At 38.8% G+C, this 24,798-nt stretch carries 15 protein-coding genes; 14 read left to right on the forward strand and 1 reads right to left on the reverse strand.

Annotation, left to right across the window (positions count from 1 at the left end; all coding sequences use genetic code 11):
- The first annotated feature begins 26 nt into the window (after window positions 1-26).
- The 11 genes from R2R28_RS18040 to R2R28_RS18090 all read left to right on the forward strand — a co-directional run bounded on the left by R2R28_RS18040 (window position 27) and on the right by R2R28_RS18090 (window position 20,321).
- The gene (locus R2R28_RS18040) at window positions 27-707 is read left to right on the forward strand and encodes a hypothetical protein (protein ID WP_316827083.1); all 681 of its coding nucleotides are present in this window, start codon (window positions 27-29) and stop codon (window positions 705-707) included.
- A 10-nt stretch (window positions 708-717) separates the two neighbouring features.
- The gene (locus R2R28_RS18045; protein ID WP_316827084.1) at window positions 718-1,665 is read left to right on the forward strand and encodes a DUF5007 domain-containing protein; all 948 of its coding nucleotides are present in this window, start codon (window positions 718-720) and stop codon (window positions 1,663-1,665) included.
- A gap of 287 nt (window positions 1,666-1,952) precedes the next feature.
- Window positions 1,953-3,140 carry an ROK family protein gene (locus R2R28_RS18050; protein WP_316827085.1) on the forward strand — a complete coding sequence of 396 codons (1,188 nt, stop codon included), beginning with the start codon at window positions 1,953-1,955 and terminating at the stop codon, window positions 3,138-3,140.
- Between the two features lie 123 nt (window positions 3,141-3,263).
- The gene (locus tag R2R28_RS18055; RefSeq protein WP_316827086.1) at window positions 3,264-6,692 is read left to right on the forward strand and encodes a SusC/RagA family TonB-linked outer membrane protein; all 3,429 of its coding nucleotides are present in this window, start codon (window positions 3,264-3,266) and stop codon (window positions 6,690-6,692) included.
- A 20-nt stretch (window positions 6,693-6,712) separates the two neighbouring features.
- On the forward strand, window positions 6,713-8,347 hold the full coding sequence (locus R2R28_RS18060) for a SusD/RagB family nutrient-binding outer membrane lipoprotein (RefSeq protein ID WP_316827087.1): 1,635 nt from the start codon (window positions 6,713-6,715) through the stop codon (window positions 8,345-8,347).
- A 140-nt stretch (window positions 8,348-8,487) separates the two neighbouring features.
- On the forward strand, window positions 8,488-9,912 hold the full coding sequence (locus R2R28_RS18065; protein WP_316827088.1) for an alpha-L-fucosidase: 1,425 nt from the start codon (window positions 8,488-8,490) through the stop codon (window positions 9,910-9,912).
- 2 nt (window positions 9,913-9,914) lie between these two features.
- Window positions 9,915-12,587 (forward strand): glycoside hydrolase family 3 N-terminal domain-containing protein, encoded by a 2,673-nt coding sequence (locus R2R28_RS18070; RefSeq protein WP_316827089.1) that lies wholly within the window; start codon window positions 9,915-9,917, stop codon window positions 12,585-12,587.
- A gap of 667 nt (window positions 12,588-13,254) precedes the next feature.
- Window positions 13,255-15,168, forward strand: a complete 1,914-nt coding sequence (locus R2R28_RS18075) for a DEAD/DEAH box helicase (protein WP_316827090.1) — start codon at window positions 13,255-13,257, stop codon at window positions 15,166-15,168.
- A 449-nt stretch (window positions 15,169-15,617) separates the two neighbouring features.
- Window positions 15,618-17,459 carry an alpha-L-fucosidase gene (locus tag R2R28_RS18080; protein ID WP_316827091.1) on the forward strand — a complete coding sequence of 614 codons (1,842 nt, stop codon included), beginning with the start codon at window positions 15,618-15,620 and terminating at the stop codon, window positions 17,457-17,459.
- A 69-nt stretch (window positions 17,460-17,528) separates the two neighbouring features.
- On the forward strand, window positions 17,529-19,115 hold the full coding sequence (gene bshC / locus R2R28_RS18085) for a bacillithiol biosynthesis cysteine-adding enzyme BshC (protein WP_316827092.1): 1,587 nt from the start codon (window positions 17,529-17,531) through the stop codon (window positions 19,113-19,115).
- A 120-nt stretch (window positions 19,116-19,235) separates the two neighbouring features.
- Entirely contained in the window at window positions 19,236-20,321 is a 1,086-nt protein-coding gene (locus R2R28_RS18090; protein ID WP_316827093.1) for an Ldh family oxidoreductase, read from the forward strand.
- Window positions 20,322-20,574: 253 nt separating this feature from the next.
- Here R2R28_RS18090 and R2R28_RS18095 read toward each other — a convergent pair whose 3' ends face one another.
- Window positions 20,575-21,042: a DUF4293 domain-containing protein gene (locus R2R28_RS18095; protein ID WP_316827094.1), complete on the reverse strand. Its 468-nt coding sequence runs from the start codon at window positions 21,040-21,042 to the stop codon at window positions 20,575-20,577.
- 202 nt (window positions 21,043-21,244) lie between these two features.
- Here R2R28_RS18095 and truA point away from each other — a divergent pair, with 202 nt between their 5' ends.
- The 3 genes from truA (at window position 21,245) to R2R28_RS18110 (ending at window position 24,724) form a co-directional block, all read left to right on the forward strand.
- Complete coding sequence (gene truA / locus R2R28_RS18100; protein ID WP_316827095.1) at window positions 21,245-21,997, forward strand: tRNA pseudouridine(38-40) synthase TruA; 753 nt, start codon at window positions 21,245-21,247, stop codon at window positions 21,995-21,997.
- A gap of 241 nt (window positions 21,998-22,238) precedes the next feature.
- Window positions 22,239-24,008 (forward strand): ABC transporter ATP-binding protein, encoded by a 1,770-nt coding sequence (locus tag R2R28_RS18105; protein WP_316827096.1) that lies wholly within the window; start codon window positions 22,239-22,241, stop codon window positions 24,006-24,008.
- A 128-nt stretch (window positions 24,009-24,136) separates the two neighbouring features.
- On the forward strand, window positions 24,137-24,724 hold the full coding sequence (locus R2R28_RS18110; protein WP_316827097.1) for an RNA polymerase sigma factor: 588 nt from the start codon (window positions 24,137-24,139) through the stop codon (window positions 24,722-24,724).
- Window positions 24,725-24,798 lie beyond the last annotated feature (74 nt).

The following is a 24,798-nucleotide window of genomic DNA, read 5'->3' on the forward strand; positions in this document are numbered from 1 at the left end:
GTACCGTTTAAATTAATATGATAAATATGAAAACTAACTCATTTAAAATTATAATATTCAGTTTTGCAATGGCGCTAATTTTATCGGCTTGCCAAAAAAACGAATATTATGTTGATGGTGGCCTATCTGGGCAGCCCGAATCAGAAAAGAGTATGACTGCATATGATTTTTTGGCTAGCCGGCCCAATCATTTGTTTGATTCACTGATTAAAATTATCAATCTAACAAATACTAAAGCTTTAATTAATCAACAAAATATAACGATATATGCTACACCTAACGATGCAATTATGCGTTTCCAGAGGCGATTTACGCCTTCAGACAGGCAAGCAGCGAGGCCATTAGCTAAAATTGGTGTAGATACATTAAAAATGTTACTAAACAGATTTATAATACCTAATGCTAATGTAGCTTTAGAAGAGGTAATTCCTGATAAAATTAAATATTATAAAGATAATAATACTGATAGCCTGTTAATTTATGGCGTAGGTGGAGGCTTTAGTCCGGGAAGTACTTTACAAACTTCAGCTTTCAGCATGGAATACGAACATAGAAAAATAAAATTAGTTGATTCAGTAAACTATCGTTGTAAAATACAAACGCATAATTTAATAACGGCTAATGCTAGGATACATGTTTTAGAGCGTGCATCAAGTTTTAGTGGGGGGCTTAAGCTTAAATATTTTAGAATAGCTGATGTTAATTAATTTAATAGATATGAAAAATTTAATCCTAAAAAATGCCTATTTATTACTGTGTTGTGTTATTTTTTTATCAGCATGCAAAAAAAATGATACGACAGGTTTTTTAAGTCCGGCAATAAAATATCCTAGCCCTTCTGTTACAGTAACAACAGGTAGAGGTTTATACACTTCGCCAGCTTTGGCTACTGATGAATCTACAAAACCGCTTGAATTTAGTATTGATGCGATACGAGACGAATCAGGGAAAGTACTGACTGATTTGATGAATTATAAAGTTGATACTTACTTTTGGAAAGCAACTGCAACGGGTTTAGAAACAGATTTATCTCAAATAGATGCCATAAGGTATAAAGTAAACAGACCTGCCATAGATATAAAACCCGAAAACGGACAAATACTAATTTATGGTGAAGCTACAGACGTTAAAATATTCCCAAAAGGAGTTTACATAATCGATGTAAAGGTTAAAAATAGTTCAGGTGAAATGGTATTAAAAAATGCTCTAAAAATTACTACAACTCCTGCTGGCCCTTATTCTTATCAATTTGCAGGTGTAGATAAAATTGATGGTATAGACGTTACATTTACAAAATTACAGGCCACTGGGAATAAATTAATTATTAGAACCCTAAAGAAAGATGGTACAGCAATTGATCCTAAAACCTTGCTAGGGTATGATTATGGTACTGCAGCAAATCCAAATCTGAAAGACTGGCATAACTTAGGTTTGCAGAAAATTACAAAGTATACCGAGTTTCCTGATCGATTGGAGATAGATGTAGCCGGAATGCCGATTCCTGTTATTGGAGGGCTTCCGGCCGGCCAGGGTATTCCCATCTGGGGTCAGCGTATAGATATGTACAATAATGAAAGTGCCATTGGCAAATACTTTAATTATTGGTTCGATTTTGCAATTTTCGAACCTGGTACATGGGAAATAGTTATTAAGCTGCAATATTAATCCAATAGTGTGGCAAAAAAATGATAAAGGTATTTTAGATAAATATACCCGGCTTAATTTTTATTAGACACAAATTTAAATTTAAAACGGCGATTTTCACTTTAGAAAATCGCCGTTTTTTATTACTGGTATGGGTACAATAAGCGCTTTCTGGCCAGTAGGATTCGTTTTAAAAACGCTTTTCTTTTAATCATAAAATATGGTTGCATGAATTTTCTTTTTAAAATTTTTAAAAAGATTTCATTTCTTTTGTTTTTTTTATAAATTTATACAAACTAAACAACAAAATGTCAGCAACAATTAAAAAAGCACAACGACTCCGAGCCGACATCATTAAGCTGCTTTATTATAAAAAAAAATCATCTCTTACTGATTTAAGCAAGCATACCAAAAAAAGCCTTCCATTAATTACCTCTACTGTAAATGGGCTGATAGAGGATGGTCTAATTATCGAGCAGGGGTTAGCCCCTTCAACAGGAGGCAGGAGGCCTTTAAATTTTTTATTAAACCCCAATTATAAAAGATACATTATAGCAGTAGCGATGGATCAGTTAACTACACAGTTAACGATATATGATTTGTCAAACCATCAGGTTTTACCAACTCAAGTTATTGATTTAGATATGACGGAAGGTGAAAGTGCTAATATGCTGATCTCTTTCATTGAGCATTGCATCAAAAAATCAACTATAAACAAAGAACATTTGTTGGGAATTGGTATAGGAATGCCAGGTTTTGTTAATGCCGAAAAGGGTATGAACTATTCTTTTATGCAGGTAGAAGGCGATATAAGTCTGCAAGATTACCTTTCTAACAAATTAAGTTTACCCGTTTATATAGATAATGACTCGAGTTTAATTGCCCTGGCTGAATTGAATTTTGGTGAAGCAAGAAATTTAAAAGATGTACTTGTTGTCAATATTGGCTGGGGTACAGGTTTGGGAATGATTGTGAATGGTAAATTATATCGTGGAAGTAGCGGTTATGCCGGTGAATTTAGTCATATACCTTTATCTAATTCAAATGCATTATGCTCTTGCGGCAAGCGGGGGTGTCTTGAAGTTGAAACATCCCTTTTAATAATGGTTCAAAAAGCTGAAGCTGCGGTGAAGAATGATGAAGAAACAAGTTTAAAAGCCCTTTTTAAAGATAAAAGCAAAAGTCATGTAGATCATTTCTTAAATGCAGTTGTAAAACAAGATCCTGTAGCCATTTCTATTTTAGCCGATGCTGCATTTCAGATTGGTAAAGGTCTGGCTACTTTAATCCATATCATGAATCCCGAACGCATTGTATTAAGTGGCCGTGGTGCAAAGGCTGGAAAAATGCTTCTTCCGTCAATACAACAAGCCATTAATGAATTTTGTATCCCCAGAATAGCCGAACAAACAGAAATTAAATTTTCTACGCTAATTAATGAAGCCGAATTATTGGCTGCCGCCAGCCTGATGGTAGAAAACAGCTTATTCGAATAATCCGATTTAAGTTCATTTAAAACAAATATTTTTTAACAAAACCAATCATACATGATAAAATAAAAGAAAACCATTGAACCAAAATTTTGAACCACCATTAACTAATACTAACCTAAACGAATTATGAAAAAAATGTACTTAAAGTGCTTAAGTGTGTTTTTGTTGATGTTTTTAACAATAACTGCTTTTGCACAAAAAACTATTACCGGTAAGGTAATAGAAGCATCCGGGCCACTACCAGGTGTAAGTGTTTCTATTAAAGGAACAAGTAAGGTTACCCAAACAGATGCTGATGGTAAATTCTCTATCGCAGCAGCAGAAGGGAATATCCTTGTTTTCAGATCTGTTGGCTACACTTCCAGAGAAATTACTGTAGGGGCTTCTGCCACTGTAAATGTTAAATTAGAATCATCTGCTAGCAGCCTGGAAGAAGTTCAGGTTACTACTGCGTTCGGTATTAAGAAAGAAAAAAGAGCGTTGGGTTATTCTACTCAGGAAGTATCTGGAAAAGACTTAACGATTGGTCAGGCGCCTACTATAGCCCAGGGTTTAATGGGTAAAGTAGCTGGTTTGCAGATTTCGCAATCAGGCGGTGGGGTAGAAGGCGGTTCGTCAAGAATTGTGGTTCGTGGGAATACTTCTTTAACAGGTGATAATAGGGCCTTAATTATTGTAGATGGTGTAGCCATTAATAATGATCCTGCCAACGTAAATGGTAACAACACTTCATCTGTTGCCGGTAATACAGGTGCCGATGTTTCATCAAATAACGATTGGGGTACAGGGATGAACTTTATCAATCAGGATGATATTGAAAGCATTACGGTATTAAAAGGCCCTGCTGCGGCGGCATTATATGGTGCAAGGGGAGGCAATGGCGTTATTTTAATTACACGCAAAAAAGGGAGTAACCGCCCGGGGCTTGGTATCGATTATAATTATTCTTACCGACATACAGATCCTTACGAAATACAAAATTTTCAAAATGAATATGGCCAAGGTGGTGTAGCCTCTATGTTGACGGCAGATAACAGTAAAATGTTCCCTGTTAATGGTGCTGGACAAAGATATCAAATTGGTAATGGGAATACAGCACAGGGCGAATATTTGAGTAATTCTTTTGGTACGGTTCCTTATCCAAACGGTAAAGCAACAGATGCCTATTTCAGTTATCCCGGTAGCCAATCTTGGGGCCCTAGATTTGATAATCTGCCCATATTAAATTATGATGGCGTTTTAAGGCCTTATTCAGCTCAGCCAGATAACTGGAAAGCATTTTTTCCTGATGGTTCTGTAGTAAGTCATAATGTAGCCATTTCTGGAGGCAATGATAATGCTACTGGCCGACTTTCGTATACCAGAAATGATACTAAAGCCAACATTTTAAATAGCAATATCCAATCGAACGTTTTTAACTTAGGTTCTACACTTAAAGTATCGAAAAAACTAAGTGCAGAGGTTACGGCAAGCTACGTTAATTTTACGCGTTTAAATGCACCAACAGTAGGCTCGGGTTATTTGGGAGGCGTAATTTATTCCATGCCCAGAGATTATAACCCTTACGTGGATTTTGATAATACCTATGGTCCTAATCATTCACGCAAGGATGTACTTACTCCAAGTAATTTTCCAGCAAATGCACCTAAATACCCCTATAGTGGTGGCTATTTAGGTAATCAGTATTGGAGTATTAATAACAACAATACCCTTTTTAACAGAAACGGATTAACAGGTGGAATGAAGTTAATGGCCGATTTAACCGATTTTTTAAATGTTACAGCGCAAGGTGGCGTTGATAATTCGAACGATGTAACCACTGTAAAAAATTTCCCTACCGATGTTTTAGGTCAGAAGGATGGTGCATATAAATTGGCCCAGGCAAAAAATTTGTCAACCAACTTACAAGCCTTTGCACGTTTACATAAAGATAATCTTTTCGGAAAAGAGATTAATGCCAGCTTAACGGCCGGGGTAGAAAGTTATTATCGCAATGACTATATTTCGAGCAACCGGACAGATGGCGACTTGGTAAAACCATACGTATTTGCTTTAAATAATGGCTCAAAACCGGTGCCTCAGCCTGAAGAAACCAAGTACGCTAAAAAGATAAACTCTGCATATAGTTTCTTAAACCTTTCTTACAAAAATTATTTGTTTTTAGAAGCCACAGCACGTAACGACTGGTCGAGCACTTTGGCAAATGGTTCTAATTCCTATTTTTATCCGGCAACCAATTTAAGTTATGTCTTTACAGATGGAATTAAGGGTTTACAAAGCAGTTTGCCATGGCTAAGTTTCGGAAAGCTGAAATTCTCCTATGCAGAAACAGGTTCTGATACAGATCCGTACAGCATTTTTAACCTTTTAGATGTAACCACCAACAATCAACAACAGGCACAAAGTTTACCAGGTACCTTAAAATTTGAAGGAGTTAAACCACAAAAAAGCAGATCGTTCGAAGCTGGTATCAATTTGGGTTTATTTAACAACAGGTTAAACATAGATTTAACGGGTTATACCATGAAAAGTTTTAACCAGATCCTGGATAATCCATTGGCTTTATCTTCTGGGTTTAATTTTGTGAAAATCAATACAGGCTCATTGGGGAATACTGGCTTTGAATTTATTATAAGCGGTTCGCCAATAAAAACGAAAGATTTTAGCTGGGATGTGTCCATTAGCGGCGCACATGCCAGAACTAAAGTGCTGGCTTTACAAGATGGCGTTGAAACCTTAACCCTTGGAAACTTTTTCGGTGGCAGTGGGATTACACAAAGGGTAAAGGTTGGCGATTATTACGGAACCCTTTATGGAAAAGATTTTACCTATTCAAACGGGCAAAAAATAGTGAAAAGAGCTACCGGTACTGACGGACTGCCTTTACAATATACTGTTGATGGCAAATCTTATTACGCAGGTACACAATGGGTATTAACACAAGATGAAGTGCCAATTGGTAATTCTCAGCCAACATTAACTGGTGGTATTACCAACACCTTTAAGTATAAAGCATTTTCATTATACGTATTGGCTGATGCGAAAATTGGAGGCGATACCTTTTTCGGTTCTTATGCTGCGGGTATGGGCAGTGGTAATTTAGTAGAAACCTTAAAAGAACGTAATGGCGGTGGTTTGCCTTTGGTGTATCCTGATGGGACGAGGGCTAATACCGGAGTTAACTTCGGGGGAGTATTTGCAGATGGCACTCCAAATAACGATGTGGTAAATTACCAGTGGTATTATCAAGGCACTTTCTCCGCCTGGAACCACCTTGGCGTGCCCCGTTCGGCATCGGTATTTAAAAACTCCTGGATGAAATTAAGAGAAGTGGCTTTAACCTATCAGGTGCCGGCCAAGTTTATCCAAAAAACCAGGTTTATCCAAAATCTATCACTTTCATTGGTTGGAAGAGACCTGTTTTACATCTTTACCACGATACCTAAAGGTTTAAATCCTGAAGGTGTAAACAGCATCGGTAACATGCAGGGTATAGAATATGGATCTCTGCCAAAAACAAGATCATTTGGTTTTACTATCCGGTCTTCATTTTAATCACTTAAAGCATTAATCACATGAAAATTCAACATAAAGTAATTCATTCTATACTTGGCTTGTCTCTAATGGTTAGCGTGGGATCTTGTAAAAAGGGCTTCGAAGAACTAAACAAACCCTATAAAGATGCAACTGTTGCTACAGCAACTCCTGCGGGCTTTTTTAATAACCTGGCCAAACGTGCAACAGAAGAAGATTATACGATCTATTCTGGTTTGTTTATACCAATTACCAATCAGCAAGGCGTCCAAAATGTTAACCTTCCTTATGTAAACTATATCACTTCTTTTTGGCGTAATTATTATCAGGATCTGGCAGATTATAAACAATTGTTAAAGCTGATCAGTGCATCTCCTAACCCTGAAATTTATGGCGATGTAAAATATATGGCAACCATGCTCATCAGCCACAAAACTTTGTCGATGTTGGATCGTTATGGCGATATCCCTTACAGCCAGGCAGGAATAGCATCAGAAGGTGCAGCAAATTACCAGCCGAAATATGATAAAGAAGAAGCCATTTACAGCAGTGTATTGGATGATTTAAAAGCTGCTGCTACAGGTGTTGGCGGTACAAATCAGAGTGCCCTTGGCTCTTATGAATCTTTTTTGGCCAATGATTTTGTTGCCTGGAAAAAATTTGGAAATGCCTTAAGGTTAAGATATGCCGTTCGTTTGAGTAAAACCAATTTACAGGCAAAGGCCAAAGCTACCATTGCAGAGATTTTGGGAAACCCGACTGTTTACCCTCTGCCTAACGACCAGGATCTTACCGCATTGTATAAAAGTAATTTTGGTAATTTTCCTCAGGTTATTGTGCCAAATAATCCCGATTACAACGACCGCTATTGGTATGGATTCCGTGAACTTTCTGTTTCAAACATCAGGATGAGTTCAAACGTTTTTGCAAAAATGTCGTCAACCAATGCTGATGATGGTTCCGGATTTTTCGATCCACGTTACAAAGTATGGTTTATGCCTAACAATGCAGGTAAATGGGTGCCTCAGCCACAAAATGGGTCAATTCTTGATGGAGGAACTCCTTACCCTAATACCGATACAAACGCACCTAAAGCTCCCGGCACCGATCCTGGTAATAAATTTGCAGCATTTAATTACTACCTCGTTCGCGATTTTCTGAATTTCCCTTATGTTATTATTTCGGAAGCTGATGTTCATTTCTTAAAGGCTGAAATTTACAATCAGGGTATAGGCGTTGCTGCCGATCAGGCATTGGCCGAAACAGAATATAATGCTGGCATGAAAGCCTCCGTAAATTTTTGGTATACCACAGTAAATGGTAGTACATCAGCCATATGGCCAGCTGCAGCCAAGCCTGGTCCCATTACCCAGGCACAGATCGATGTTTTTACCAGTAACCCTGCGGTTAAATTTACAAGCGGAGATGTAGCAGGAAATTATCGGAAAATCATTACGCAGTCATGGCTGGCAAGTATGTTTAATGCCGTAGAAACCTGGTGTACCGTTCGTCGTACCGGTATAACACCTAAAGATGCTACTTATACACCAGCTACTTATAACCGGCTACCTTATCCAGACGATGAAAGAAGTTATAACTCAGCAAATTTAAATGCGATTGGTGGTAATGTAGACGCTAATGTTCAGGTTGCCAAAAAGGTATATTGGATGCCGTAATTTTAATACACAATAACTTATAGAGTCTGTATCATAAAGGCGATCTAAGTTCAGATGCTGTCATATTGAGTTTTTCGATTCTTCGGGAAGCTCAATATGACAAATTTATATTTATGACAACCTCTTTTTATATCCTGATAATGAAAATAAAAATTTACCTTTTTTTCTGTTTAACCCTCTTTACCTGCCGTTCTTTTGCCCAGCAGAACGATATTATGCCCCAATCGGAGATTTACGAATGGCCCAAAGATGCCGCGGTTAAACAAAAACTCGATACCTGGCAGGATAAAAAATTTGGGATGATTATCCACTGGGGCCTTTATGCCGTTCCTGGGATTATAGAATCATGGTCGATCTGTTCGGAAGACTGGATCGAAAGAGATAGTACCATCAAATATGAAGATTATAAAAAATGGTACTGGGGGCAGAGCGAAAAATTTAACCCAACCAATTTCAATCCCGGGCAATGGGCCAAAGCAGGTAAAGATGCAGGTATGAAGTATTTGGTATTCACCACCAAACACCACGATGGTTTTGCCATGTTCGATACCAAACAATCAGATTTTAGTATTGCAAAAGGTCCATTTTCTACCAATGCTAAAAAAGATGTAGCTAAATATGTTTTCGATGCCTTTCGTAAAGAAAATTTTATGATCGGCGCCTATTTTTCTAAACCCGATTGGCATTCCCAATATTATTGGTGGGACAAATATGCCACAGCCAACAGAAATAACAATTACGACATCAGGAAAAATCCATGGCGATGGAATATGTTTAAAAGTTATACTCAAAATCAGATCAATGAGTTGATGAAAAACTATGGAAGCATCGATATTTTATGGTTAGATGGAGGCTGGGTTCGTCCGCGTGCCAGTGTAAACCAGGAAGTGCTTTCCTGGGGCGCACCTATTCCTGATTGGAGCCAGGACATTGATATGCCTAAAATTGCTGCTGATGCCAGAAAAGCACAGCCAGGATTAATTGTGGTAGATAGAACTGTACATGGCCAGTTCGAAAACTACCAAACACCCGAACAGAAAATCCCCGAAAAACAGTTAGATTATCCTTGGGAAAGTTGCATGACTTTAGGCGGTGCCTGGGGTTTTGTACCTAACGATCAATATAAATCTGCAGGAGAAGTAGTGCGTAAACTGGTAGAAATTGTAGCCAAAGGCGGAAGTTTGCTGTTAGGCGTTGGCCCCAAAGCAGATGGGACATTGCCTGATGACGTGGTTAAAAAATTAGAAGAAATTGGGTATTGGACATCCAAAAATGGTGCCGCCATCTATGGAACAAGAATTACCAAAAACTATCATGAGGGACAAAACTGGTTTACCCAAAGTAAAGACGGTAATACTATTTTTGGTATCAGTTTTCTCGAAAATACATCGGTTAAAGAAATTTCATGGCAGGGGAGTATTCCTAAAAAAGGAAGCTTAATTACCCTTTTAAGTACTAACCAAAAAGTAAAATGGAAACTTCAAGATGGGAAAGTACATTTCGATCTTCCTAAAACTGACGAGAAAATAGCACTCACATTTTCTTTTATGCCCGAAACCAGATAGTGATGCCGAAAGCCATAAAATACCTGTACTTATTGCCCACGCTTTTTTTCTCCTGCAGTCTTTTTGCGCAGGTTAAAAAAGTACAAATTTTGCCTTATAAAAACTCAAAGTTAAGTATCGGTTTAAGGGTAAAAGACCTGATTTCGAGAATGACGGCTGAAGAAAAATTCTGGCAGTTATTCATGATTCCCGGAGATGTTACCGAACAGAATAAACAACAGTTTAAACAGGGGATTTTTGGTTTGCAGGTAAGTGCTGCTGCGCAGGGAAGTGGTAATGCACAGCAAATGTTGACCTATAATACCTCTGAAGATGGGCTTTCTCTTGCCAAAAAAATCAATAAAATACAGAAATTTTTTATAGAAGAAACCCGTTTAGGCATTCCCATCATCCCCTTTGATGAAGCTTTACATGGTTTGGTGAGGCAAGGAGCCACAGCTTTTCCGCAATCCATTGCTTTAGCCGCAAGTTTCGATACAGCTTTGGTGGCTAAAGTGGGTACAGCTGTTGCCAATGAGGCAAGGGCGCGCGGTTTAAGAGACCTTTTAGCGCCGGTGATCAATATGGCTACCGATGTAAGATGGGGCAGGACAGAAGAAACCTATGGGGAAGATCCTTACCTCACGACAATAATGGGACATGCTTTTATGAATGCCATAGAAAAGCAGAATATCATCGTTACCCCAAAACACTTTATTGCCAATGTGGGCGATGGTGGCCGCGATAGTTATCCGATAGAAATGGATAAACATTTTTTAGAAGAAATCCATTTCCCTGCATTTAAAGATGGTGTTAAAAATGTGGGAATTCGTTCCTTAATGACTTCTTACAACAGCGTTTTCGGCTCGCCTGCAACATCAAACAAATGGTTACTTACTACAAAATTAAAATCTGAATGGGGATTTAAAGGTTTCGTTATTTCTGATGCAGGTGCAGTGGGTGGTGCAAATGTATTACATTTTACCGCTAAAGATTACAAAGATGCTACTGCACAATCGATCAATGCCGGGCTAGACGTAATTTTTCAGGTAGATTATAACCATTATAAGCTGTTTTTACCTGCGTTTCTGGATGGAAGTATTCCTAAATCTCGAATTGATGATGCCCTTACCAGGGTTTTGAAGGCGAAGTTTGAGCTTGGCCTCTTTGAGCAACCCTATGTTGACGAAACTATTGCCGAAAAGATGTTAAGTGATCAAAGTAATTATTTATTGGCCAAAGAGGCTGCCTTAAAATCTTTTGTACTGCTCAAAAACGATAACCATGTTCTCCCGCTAAAAGGCGTAAAACGTATTTTATTATTGGGTGAAGATGCTGTTGAGGCTAGATTGGGCGGCTACAGTGGTACAGGAAATCATAAAATAAATATACTCGAAGGATTGAAAAACGCAGTTTCCGGCGAAATGGAAATTAATTATTTAAAAGGCAGCAGTCGTGAGCTTCAATCTTTTGTTCCGGTGGATAGCCAGTTTCTTTCATCAGACCAGCAAACAGGCTTAACCGCGCATTATTATAAAGGTTTAAATTTTAGTGGAACGCCGGTAAAAAAGGAACTGGATAAGGGCATTAATTTCAGCTGGACTTTATATCCGCCAGACGAAAAACTTCAATTGGATGATTATTCGGTCCGTTGGGAAGGTAATATTAAAGTACCACAAAATGCCGATCTTAATATCGGATTGGAAGGAAACGACGGTTACCGATTATACCTGGATAATAAATTGTTGATTGATCATTGGGATAAACGTTCATTTGGCTTAAAAACGGTTCCATTTCATTTTGAGAAAAATAAGCCCTATGCCATTAAAATAGAATTTTTTGAACCCAAAGGTAATGGGAAAATCAAGCTTATATGGGATTATAACGTTCAGCAATCAACGGAAATAAACGATGCCGTGAAAGAAGCAAAAAATAACGATGTGGTGGTATTTGTTGCAGGAATAAAAGAAGGCGAGTTTTTAGATCGGGCCATGTTAAACCTGCCCGGTAATCAAGAATCATTACTCGTAGAACTTGTAAAAACCGGTAAGCCGGTTGTAGTGGTGTTAACCGGCGGGAGTGCCATCAACATGCAACCCTGGTTAAATAACGTAAATGCGGTGCTTAACGTTTGGTATCCGGGCGAAGCAGGAGGCAGTGCTGTTGCTGATGTGTTATTAGGGAAAATAAACCCATCAGGAAAACTACCCATTACCTATCCGGTAAACGAGGCTCAGTTACCCCTGGTTTATAACCACAAACCAACTGGTAGGGGCGACGATTATAATAATTTAACTGGCGAACCGCTTTTCCCCTTCGGGTACGGGTTAAGCTATACCGACTTTTCTTATAGCAATTTAAAATTCAGCAAAAAAAGTATCACTACAAGTGAAACAACTGTGGTAAGCTTCGAGCTCAAAAACACCGGAGATTACTATGGTGAAGAAGTGGTTCAATTATACATGAGGCCATTGTTAAGCAAGCTGGCTCAGCCAGTTCTGGCATTGAGGGCTTTTCAAAGGGTAAATTTAAAAGCTGGGGAAACGAAAACTATTTCCTTTCAAGTGGGTAAAACAGAACTTCAAACACTTGATATCAACAACGTTTGGCGTGTCGCTTCCGGAGCATATAGGATCATGATCGGTTCATCGAGCAAGGCGCTTTATTTAAAAGATAATTTAACGGTAAAACCGTAATAAGAAACCCCTTATGGTTGGGTATAAACCATCAATCGAGTAATAGTTGCCGTAGATTCTGGTTAAATCTGCGGCTTTTTTATTCCGGTATCTCGTCATTGCGGAGCCAATTTTTCATCGGATGACAATCATTATAACGGCGCTCCTAAGTATGAAAGATTGCTTCGATGTTCCTTCTCGCAATGATGCCTTTTCTGCTAGATTCTTCATCCTTAGCGTATCCAAAGGGTTTAATGAATGGAAAAATGTTAGATAGCCTCATTTTTTGCCAAGGAGGTACGGAATGCACGGAGTTAGTTGAACTTGATTTTATTCTCCATCCAACTTTGTGTACCGCTGCGCCTTCACTCTGCGTCCTCTGCGGTTAAAACATACCCGATATTTAGGTACCCGGCACCAATTAACCACTTTAAACAATTAACCCTGAAATGTAGTTTAAAAATCATAATTCATGTACTTCATACTTCCCTGTCAAAAAAACAAACAGTAACCTTCATTTGCGATCTTAGTTTAAAGCCATGCCATCATACATTTTCCATCTTCCACCATACATCACCCCTTAATCCTTTACTTTCAGGTATTTAGCATTAAAAACTATTTGCTTGATTATCTGTGAAATACGGAATATTAACTGTACCTTTGCGGCTCAATTAAAAATAAAAGACGAATGACAAACCCATTTCAATTATTGGGGATAAGTGATGACGTCGTTAATGCCGTAAAGGATCTTGGATTTGAAACTCCAACACCTATTCAGGAGCAAAGTATTCCTGTACTGTTAGAAGGCACTAATGATTTTGTTGGTTTGGCCCAAACAGGAACAGGAAAAACAGCCGCATTTGGTTTGCCGCTGTTAGAACTAATCGATTTTAAAGTTAACAAACCACAGGCATTGATTTTATGCCCTACCCGTGAGTTATGCTTGCAAATCGCTAACGACCTTAAAAACTTTTCTAAAAACATTGCTAATGCCCACGTAGTTGCCGTTTACGGTGGTGCGAACATTATGCAACAACTACGCGAAATCCGTCAGGGAATTCAGATCGTAGTGGCCACGCCCGGCCGTATGTTGGATATCATTGGCCGTAAGGCGATTGATTTTTCAAACGTTAAATATGTTGTGCTTGATGAAGCTGACGAGATGTTGAACATGGGTTTCCAGGACGACATCAACGACATTTTATCAACTACACCTGATGACAAAAAAACCTGGTTATTCTCGGCTACCATGCCTGCAGAAGTTCGCCGTATAGCTAAAAACTATATGGATAACCCTGTTGAATTAACCATGGGCACAAAAAATACTGGTAACGTAAACATCGAACACGAATATTACATTGTTCGTGCCCGTGATAAATACGCTGCCCTAAAACGTATTGTAGATTTTAACCCTGAAATTTTTGCAGTAGTATTTTGTAAAACCAAACTGGATACACAAGATGTTGCCGAGCACTTAATTAAAGATGGTTACAATGCGGATGCTTTACACGGCGATTTATCGCAACAACAACGTGATAAAGTAATGCAACGTTTCCGTGAGCGTAACATGCAGTTGTTAATTGCTACTGATGTTGCTGCCCGTGGTATCGATGTAAACAATGTAACACACGTAATCAACTATTCTTTACCTGATGAGATCGAAAGTTATACCCACCGTTCTGGCCGTACTGGCCGTGCTGGTAAAACCGGTATTTCTATCTGTATCATCAACTCTAAAGAAGTTGGAAAAATCCGTCAGTTAGAGCGCATTATTGGTAAACAATTTACCAAAGCTGAGCTTCCTACAGGATTTGATGTTTGCGAAAAACAATTATTCTCTTTGGTACATAAAGTACACAATGTAGAAGTTAATAACGAACAGATTGACCAGTACATTCCTCGTATTATGGATGAATTTGCTGATTTAACCAAAGAAGATGTAATCAAACGTTTTGCTTCATTAGAGTTTAACCGTTTCTTGGATTACTATTCTAAAGCACCTGATTTAAATGCAGCAGTTGGCGACGACCGCGGAGCAGACAGAGGCGAAAGAGGTGCCGGACGTGGACGTGGTAGCGAAGGTTACACCCGTTTGTTCATCAACTTAGGTTCAGTAGATGAGTTTACCCGTGGCGATATGTTATCATTTATCTGTAACAACGGTAAAATTGGCGGCAAAAGCGTTGGTAAAATCGATTTAAAAGGTGTTTTCTCTTTCTTTGAAGTGGAAGACGATGTAGCTGACAAAGTTTTTGAAGGCTTTAAATCTGTTGAATTTAACGGTCGTCAGGTACGTATCGAGAAAAGCGGAGATGGTGGTCGTGGTGAAGGTGCTGGCGAAAGACGCGGTGGCGGTGAAAGACGTAGCGGCGGCGGCGGTTTCGGCGGAGAACGCAGAAGCGGCGGTGGCGGCGGTGGTTACCGTGGCGGCGACAGAAAATCTGGCGGTGGTAGCGGAAGACGCGAAGGCGGAAACAGCGGTGGCGGTTTCAGAGATTTCTCTGGACGTAGCCGTGATGACAAAGGTGGTAACACCGGAGGCCCACGCAGAGAAGGCGGAAATCGTGAAGGTGGAAGTGGCGAACGCCGTAAAAAATGGTAAATCACTAAACCAAATATTTTACGAGCCGTCCCGATTATTCGGGGCGGCTTTTTTTGTTTAAAGGCCGTTATTGTGAAGTGGGATTTATTGCATAAATCGATAGGGTTGATAGAGGAGTTTAATAAGATAGTTTACCAGGTTCCCGTCATCCCGGGTCGAGCGCAACGTAGTCCGGAGATCTATCTCGAGGCAGGTCTCTCTCTCAAATATTCGGAACTGCGCTATAGTCGAGATGGTGATCATTCAAACAAGGTACGTCAACCCTGAACTTGTTTCTGGGTCTTTCATGCCAAGATTAGATCTCTCCATTTCGCTGCGCTACAGTCGAGATAACGAAGCCTAATTGATAAATCGTATTGTCGGATATTACGACCATAAAAAATCAAGAAATATCATCGTTAAAAGCATGTAAAATATTATATTTAACGTTTAGCTACACTAAACAAATCATGCGTTATTTAAAGTTTTTCATCATTTTATTTCCACTCTTCGTAAGCAGCAGACTTTCGGCCCAACAAGTAGCTCCAAATCAAAAAATGCAATGGTTTGCCGATGCCAAACTGGGTATTTTCATTCATTGGGGTATTTATTCTGTTAATGGCATTTCCGAATCATGGTCGTTTTTTAACAATTATATCAATCATGATGCCTACATGGAACAACTCGATGGTTTTACTGCGGCTAAATACAAACCAGAAGAATGGGTAAATTTGATTAAAGAAAGTGGCGCCAAATACGCGGTAATTACCACAAAACACCATGATGGTGTGGCCCTTTGGGATAGTAAAATGCCCTACGCCACCACAACTGTTAATAACAGTGCAGCAAAAAAAGATTTAATTACTCCATTTGTTGCTGAACTTAAAAAATCCGGCTTAAAAACCGGTTTATATTTTTCATTGCCAGATTGGAGTTATCCAGACTATGATGGTTTTACACGCGACAGAAAACGTTATGATTATAAACATGATTCTACACGTTTTAAAAAGTTTCAAAATTATTTCCAGGGGCAGTTGAACGAGCTTTCTTCAAAATACAATCCCGATCTGGTATGGTTTGATGGCGATTGGGAACATAGCGGAGAAGAATGGCAGGCAAAAAAAATCTTATCAAACCTACGCAAGGTAAACCAAAATATCATTATCAATTCGCGCTTAAACGGACATGGTGATTATGATACGCCTGAGCAAGGTGTGCCTGTTGTTAAGCCAAACTCACCCGAGTGGGAGCTTTGTTACACCATGAACGATTCCTGGGGTTATCAGCCATATGATAATCACTATAAATCATCAAACATGATTATTCGCACACTGGTTGATTGTATTAGCATGGGGGGTAATTTGTTGCTGGATATCGGGCCAAAAGCCGATGGCACGATTGCGCCAGAGCAAGTACAGATTTTAAAAGATTTAGGCCGTTGGACTAAAAAACATGGTGAAGCCATTTACGGAACGCAAAGTGGGATCTCTAAAAAACATTTCAATGGAAAAACTGCACTTTCGAAAGATAAAAAAACCTTATTTCTATACCTGGATTATAAAACGGATGATGGCATTATATTAACGGGGATAAAATCAAAAGTGAAAAATATGCAGTTAGTGGGTGGTAAACCGGTGGGTTTTGCCAATATTAGCGCCTCAGATTATATGTTCAATATTCCTTCAATTGATTTTGATCAGGATGTAACGGTCATAAAAGTAAATTTCGAAGAGCCTGTTGATCTTATTGAAACCGAAAACGAAGCCATTTCATTAAAAGATTTGTTCACAGCAAATAATAAACTGAATGCGACTTATTATAAACTGAAAAAATTAGCTGCATCCTTAGATAAAGGCATCAATATTTTTAATGATACCAATTTAGCAGCTGATGGAATGAATTTCAACACAAATATTAAACCTCTGGATCAAAAGATAAACAATTGGGTAATCAAAAATGCTGAAGCACTATACAAAACAACTGGTGGTATTCCAGCCGGACATTACCAAGGCAATACGGCACTTTCGGCCGATAAACAAACGCTCTATTTGTTTGTAGAGGGCAAACCAACTGGCCCGATTGCCATAAAAGGCTTAAAAAACAGCATCAGCAGGATCAGGATAGTGGGAGAGGGTACCATGTTGCAACACGAAATTTATAACAAACTCTATTGGAGTAAGATACCCGGTATAGTGTATATTCCCGTGCCCGAAGATAAACTGGATCCGGAATTAACCGTAATTGCCGTGCTTTTAGATAGCCCTATTGAGTTATACCGCGAAAAAGTAGGTGCAATTGAAAGTAACCTCTAATTATTTAACAATTGTAAAATAGTAACGCAACTTTATAATTATCCTTAAATTGCATTACTTTCGCACATCATGCAGGCAAAATATATCTCATATCAGGAAACCGGATCTTTTTCAAAACTGGTTTTGGATTATATTAATAACGAAGAACAGCTTAAAGCTTTTTATAGTTACCGTCCTGATATGGAGGGCTTGGCCAAAGCAATAGCGGATAGAAATTTCTTAGGAAATAGAAATACCTTAGTGCAGGTTTTACAAGATCAGTACCAGCATTTGCAACCCAATAAATCAGTTACAAAAAATATAGAACTTTTAGGTTCAACAAATACTTTTACGGTTACCACCGGGCACCAATTAAATCTGTTTACCGGTCCGCTTTATTTCATTTATAAAATTGTAACTGCCATTAATCTTGCCATTGAACTGAAAATGGCACATCCCGACAAAAATTTTGTTCCGGTATATTGGATGGCAACAGAAGATCATGATTTTGATGAAATTAACCACGTAAGTGTTGATGAAAAAAATATCAGCTGGATACAGCAAACCAATGGTGCAACCGGAAGGTTAAGTACCAAAACCGTTGCCGCAGCCGTAACGGCTTACAAAGGTTACCTTGGTATTTCGAAAAACGGAAAACGGATTGCTAAATTGGTAGAACAGGCTTATTTACAGCATGATAATTTAGCTGATGCGACCCGGTTTTTGGTGAATAACCTTTTCGAAAAATATGGTTTGGTGATCGTAAATGCAGATGATCCTCAATTAAAGAAGCAGTTTGCAAATATTATTACCGAAGATATCATACAGCACAATAGTGCTAAAAACATAGAAAATAGTTCGAAAAACTTAGAAGATTTAGGCTATAAAACCCAGGTAAATGGCAGGGACATTAACTTCTTTTATCTTGTCGATAACCTGCGCGAGCGTTTAATCTTCGAAAAAGGTAAATATCAGGTAAACCACACTGACATCAGTTTTACCGAAGCCGAACTTAGAACTGAAATCGAATCACATCCAGAACGCTTTAGTCCGAATGTGGTCATGAGGCCAATGTACCAGGAGGTGATCCTGCCAAATATTGCTTACATAGGTGGTGGTGCCGAAGTATCTTATTGGATGCAGTTAAAAGCAAATTTCGACTTTTATAAAGTTGATTTTCCTGTTTTATTACTACGTAACTCGGCATTATTGATTGATAAACGCAGTGCACAAAATTTATATAACCTTGGTTTTTCACTCGAAGATATTTTCTTACCTGTTGAAGAACTAAAAAACATCTGGGTAAAACGGAATACAAGCGCTCAATTAAGTTTAGCTGATGAAACAAGAGCGATAAACAGCATTTTCGATCAGATTAAGCTAAACGCTTATAAAATTGATAAAACACTTTCTGTTTCAACCGATACCGCAAAACAAAAAACCAATCATTTATTAGCTAATCTCGAAAAGAAATTGTTTCGTGCCGAAAAACGTAAACACGAAACCGCATTATTACAGATTGATAATGTGAAAAAAAGGCTTTTCCCAAACGGAACATTACAGGAAAGAATTTTGAATATCGCCCCGATGTATGTAAATTATGGAGAAGATTTTCTTTCATCTTGTATAGAAAACTTTGAACCATTGGGAGGCGATTTTACCGTTTTATTACCGTAACATTAGTCTGAAGTCGGGAGTCCGGAGTCGCAAGTCGATACCCGAAAGCGCCCAATCTCGATACTTGATACTCCCTACTTAATACTTACTACTCAACACCTACAACCTGATACTAACAAAATGAACTTCATCACCTTTACCGAAACCGATCTCAGAACTTTTACCTTCAACGTTTTTAAAAAAATGGGCTGTTCTGATGTGCATGCTGATTTAGCAACCGATGTGTTGATCCGTTCAGATTTACGCGGTATCGATTCGCATGGTGTGGCGCGTTTAAGCGGTTATGTTCGCCTTTGGGAAAAGAAAAGGATTAATGCTACGCCTGATATTAAAATTGTGCACGAAACCCCAACTACTGCAACGGTAGATGGAGATGCCGGTTTGGGTTTAGTAGTGGCCCCGTTTGCGATGAAAGTTGCGATTGAAAAAGCCGAAAAATATGGCAGTGGATGGGTATCGGTTAAAAATTCCAACCACTTTGGTATTGCCGGTTATCATGCTTTAATGGCGGTAGAAAAAGATATGATCGGCATCAGTATGACGAACGCCAGTCCGCTGGTTGCGCCAACTTATGCCAACGAACGTTTATTGGGCACCAACCCGATGTGTTATGCTTTTCCGGCCGGAAAATATCTGCCTGTTATTGTTGATATGGCCACTGCAGCTGCAGCAAATGGAAAACTGGAAATTGCCCAAAGAGCCAATAAAAGTATTCCCGACGGCTGGGTGCAGGATAAAAATGGCGAAAACTCTACCGATCCTAACGAATTGAAAAACGGTGGTTCATTATTGCCTCTTGGCAGCGATAAAGACCATGGCAGCCATAAAGGTTATGGGTTAAGTGCAACCGTCGATATTTTATCTGCTGTGCTTTCTGGTGCCAATTACGGGCCTTGGGTACCACCTTTTGTTGCTTTTTTAGAACCTTCTGCAAATCCGGTTGGCGAAGGATTAGGTCACTTTTTAGGCGCCATGCGGGTAGATGGTTTCAGACCGGCTGCCGAATTTAAAGATCATTTAGATAACTGGGTGGAGCGCTTTAAAAGTGCAAAAACAATCGACCCAGATAAAAAAGTCATCATCCCCGGCGAACCCGAACACGAATTTGAACAGGAAAGAAAAATAAGCGGCATCCCGTTGATTGATGTGGTGGTAAAAGATCTGAACGAACTTGCCGTTAAGTTAGGGATAGCTGAATTGAAGTAATTTTAGGGTTAACCGGTTAATTGTTTAAACCGGTTAATTGAAGTTGTATCGGGTAAAGTATAATTTCATTATCCATTTTACATTTTCCACAATGATATTCCGCCACTTAACATGATTGTCGTCATTGCGAGGAGGCTTTTTCAGCCGACAAAGCAATCTTACAACGCTTGCTGTTATAGGCAAGGATTAAGATTGCTTCATCGGAAAATCGTTTAATTGCCGCTAAACGCCAACCTCTTAACGCTGCACGCTATTACCTTAATCTTTCTGCCGAACGGATTAACCTTTCATCCTTATTGATCCCGAAAATGGCCAGAACAATAAATAAGATGGCCAGTGCAGGTAAATAAGCACCAACGCCAAAACTTGCACCTTCAATACCGCCAGGTAATTTTTTTGCAAAAATACTGCACCAGAAAGCGAAACCACCGATTAATGCAATCGAAAGGATAGCAAAACGTTTCTGAAAAGCTCTTTTTCTGAAATTGAAAATATTGATAAAACAAAGGATAGCGATAGCAATATTAGTGATCAATAAAGGTAAAAATGATTGTACTTTAAACGGCGATCCTGCTTTGCCCGAAATAATCTGAAATAATCCGCTTGAATATACTGCAGTTTCGGTTCCTGTAATCTGTTTGCTTGCAATAGGCAAAAACAACATTAAAACCAGGGTTAAAGCCGCTAAAAAAAACCAGATCGATTGTATTCTTTGTATCATGAATGTAAAATATATAAGAACAAATCTAGCCTTTTTTGAGAAAAGAAAGAAAGATTAAAGTTCCTGGATGAGGACAGAGACTGATAAGGAGCATTAATTGTTGTTTACAATGGAAATTTGGCGCCGAACTCCAAACTCACCACTCAAAACTCCCAACTGATTACTTTGCCCTTTCCCCCTTAAACTGTATTTTTGCATCGCTTTGAGTAAAAAAAGGTATTTCATCCAATTGGCTTATGATGGCAGTTTGTATCATGGCTGGCAAATTCAACCTAATGCAATCACCGTTCAGGAATTGCTGGATAAAGCTATGTCTGTTTTTTTTCGTCAGCCGATAGAAACGCTTGGCTGTGGCAGAACAGATGCTGGTGTACATGCAACTGATTTTTATGCCCATTTTGATGTGGAAGGCATAGCGGAAACAAAGGTTTTAAATGCCATATCCGGTATTAATGCCATGTTGCCCTATCAAATTGCAGCAAAACGAATTATTCCGGTTCATGATGAAGCGCATGCCCGTTTTGATGCCACTGCACGTGCCTACAAATATTACCTTCATTTTCAAAAAGATCCTTTTAAAGTTAACCGCTCGTGGTTGCTTAAAGATAAACCGGATATGGAGTTGATGAACCAGGCTGCGGCCCTTTTATTAAATTATACCGATTTTTCATGTTTCAGTAAATCGAATACCCAAACCTTTACCAACAATTGCAAGATAACTAAAGCTGTTTTCGAAGCAGATGAAGATGGATTGGTTTTCACTATACAGGCCGACCGTTTTTTAAGGAATATGGTGAGGGCCATTATGGGTACCTTAGTACAAATTGGCAAAAAAGAAATAAATTTAGATGCTTTTAAAGCAATAATTGAAAGTAAAAACCGCAGTAAAGCCGGGCAATCCGTACCTGCATGCGGTTTGTATTTAGTGAAAATTGATTATCCATATATAAGGTAGAAGGCTGAAGGTTTAAGGTAAAGCAATCGCCATAGAAGCGGTAGAAGGCTGAAGGTTTAAGGTGGAAGGTAAAGCGTTTGCCATAGAAGCGGTAGAAGGCGGAAGGTTTAAGGTGGAAGGTAAAGCGTTTGCCATAGAAAAGGGTGATGGCGAAACCGCTACTTTATAAGAAAGATAATATTATTAAAATTTTGATGATGTAAGGCCTTAAATCCTAAACCTTACATCCTAAACCATAAACATGGCAGTTACAGGCGACGTATATAACACCGGATTATTAAAGCGTATTTTTAAATATGTAAAGCCTTACCGTGCCGTTTTTGTATGGTCGGTTATTTTAACCATTCTTTTGGCAGCTATTTCACCCGTTCGTCCGTTTTTGATAAAATATACGCTTGATCATTACATTTTAACCGGAAAGTACACGGGTTTGGTTAATATGACGATGCTGATGATCTTCATGTTGATTTTGCAAACGCTGATCCAGTATAACCATACCCTTTTAACCAATACTTTGGGGCAGTCGGTTATCCGCGACCTGAGAATCAATGTTTTTAACCACATTACCAAACTGCGCCTTAAATATTTTGATAAAACACCCATAGGGCAATTGATTACCCGTACCGTTTCCGATCTCGAAACCATTGCCGATATTTTTTCGGAAGGTTTAATTTCCATGATTGGCGACAGCTTGCAGGTGGTGGTAATTGTGGGCGTAATGCTTTACACCGACTGGGAATTAAGTTTGATGGTACTTTTACCAATTCCATTGTTGATTATGGCAACCCGTAAATTCCAGAAGGCCATAAAAGTGGCTTTTCAGGAAATCAGGAATGAGGTATCAAACCTGAATACCTTTTTACAGGAACATATTACGGGTGTTTCCATTGTGCAATATTTTGCAAGGGAGAAACAGGAGTATAGGAAATTTTATGCCATTAACAAACGTTACCGTGATGCCAATATCCGTTCTAACTGGTATTATTCTATATTTTTCCCGGTGGTAGAACTGATTTCGGCCATGTCGCTAGGTTTATTGGTATGGTATGGCGCAAAAAGTATCCTTTCTAAACCTTTGGATGTAACACCCGGTACCATTACTCAATTTATCATGTACCTGGGCATGGTGTTTACACCGATCCGCCAGTTGGCAGATAAGTTTAATACCCTGCAAATGGGCATGGTTGGTGCTGAGCGTGTTTTTAAAGTTTTAGATACCGATGAAACCACTCCAAACGAAGGGACACGGAAACCGGAAAAACTGGACGGAAACATCAAATTCGAAAACGTTTGGTTTGCCTATAATGATGAAAATTATGTGTTGAAGGATTTATCTTTTGAGGTAAAATCGGGCCAAACTGTAGCCTTAGTTGGTGCAACAGGTGCTGGTAAGTCTTCTACTATTAATATCCTCAACCGTTTTTACGAAGTTAAAAAAGGAGAGATTACCGTAGATGGGATTCACATTGAAAATTTTGACCTTGATTACCTCAGAAGTAATATTGCAACTGTACTTCAGGATGTTTTCCTGTTCTCGGACACCATTTTAAATAACATTACGCTTAATAACCCCGAAATTACGATTGAGGAGGTGGTAAATGCTGCCAAAAAAGTTGGTGCGCACGATTTTATCGAACGTTTACCCGGCGGTTATCAATATAATGTGATGGAAAGAGGGGCTACACTTTCTGCTGGTCAGGCGCAATTGATTTCCTTTATCCGTGCGCTGGTGCATAATCCGGCTATTCTGGTTTTAGATGAAGCGACTTCTTCAGTAGATACCGAAACCGAAATCTTAATCCAGAAAGCCATTGATAACTTAATGGAAGGTCGTACCTCGATTGTAATTGCCCACCGTTTATCTACCATCCAAAAAGCCGATCAGATTATCGTACTCGATAAGGGCGAAATCAAAGAAAAAGGGACACATCAGCAGTTATTAAAGCTAAATGGTTATTACAAAAAACTTTACGATCTGCAGTTTTCTTCCAAAGGTATTGCCAAAGTTTAAACCTTGTGTTAGTCGCTAATTAGGCTAAATGTCTAGCGTAAAAAGCTTTACAATGTTAATTCTTGTCTGAAAGGATTTACAGAAGTCCTTAAAAATGATTATGTTTGATTTCCCAACCAACCTAATCATTGAATATCGAGAGAAATAGTGCGCACGATGATGCTCTTTTTGACTTATTAAAGCAAGGAGATGAAGCGGCGTTTGGGAAAATTTACAAGCTATATTGGGTCGAACTCTATAATTCGGCCTATAAACGTTTACCCGAACGGGAAAAATGCCAGGATATTATTCAGAATATTTTTACCGACCTCTGGAACAGAAAGGCTGAACTCTGTTTAGAAAACCCACTGGCTTATCTGCATACTGCGGTTCGTTTTCAGGTGTTAAAACATATCGCCAGAAGTCCAAAAAGTAGTTTTTTTGCCGAATCATTCGAGAACGAATTAATTTCACCCCTACAGGCCGATGGAATGTTGCTGGAGAGGGAAGTTGCTGAATTAGTTGAATTATTCATCAAGGCTTTACCCGAAAAACGCAGGAAAATATTTGTTTTGCATTATTTCGAGGGTTTGTCTACCGCGCAAATTGCCGTTGAGTTAAAAATTTCTCAAAAAACGGTTCAAAATCAGTTAACCACTGCCACACATGCCTTGCGTTTAAGGTTAACGCATCTGTTTTTATTGGTTTCGGTAGTCATTTCTGCTATTTCTAAATAAATTTAAACTCATTTAAATTTTTATTTAAAATATTTCAAATTCTTTTGGGATATTTTCCGATTTCTGGTACATCT

Source organism: Pedobacter miscanthi, assembly GCF_032678605.1.
Taxonomy (GTDB): domain Bacteria; phylum Bacteroidota; class Bacteroidia; order Sphingobacteriales; family Sphingobacteriaceae; genus Pedobacter; species Pedobacter miscanthi_A.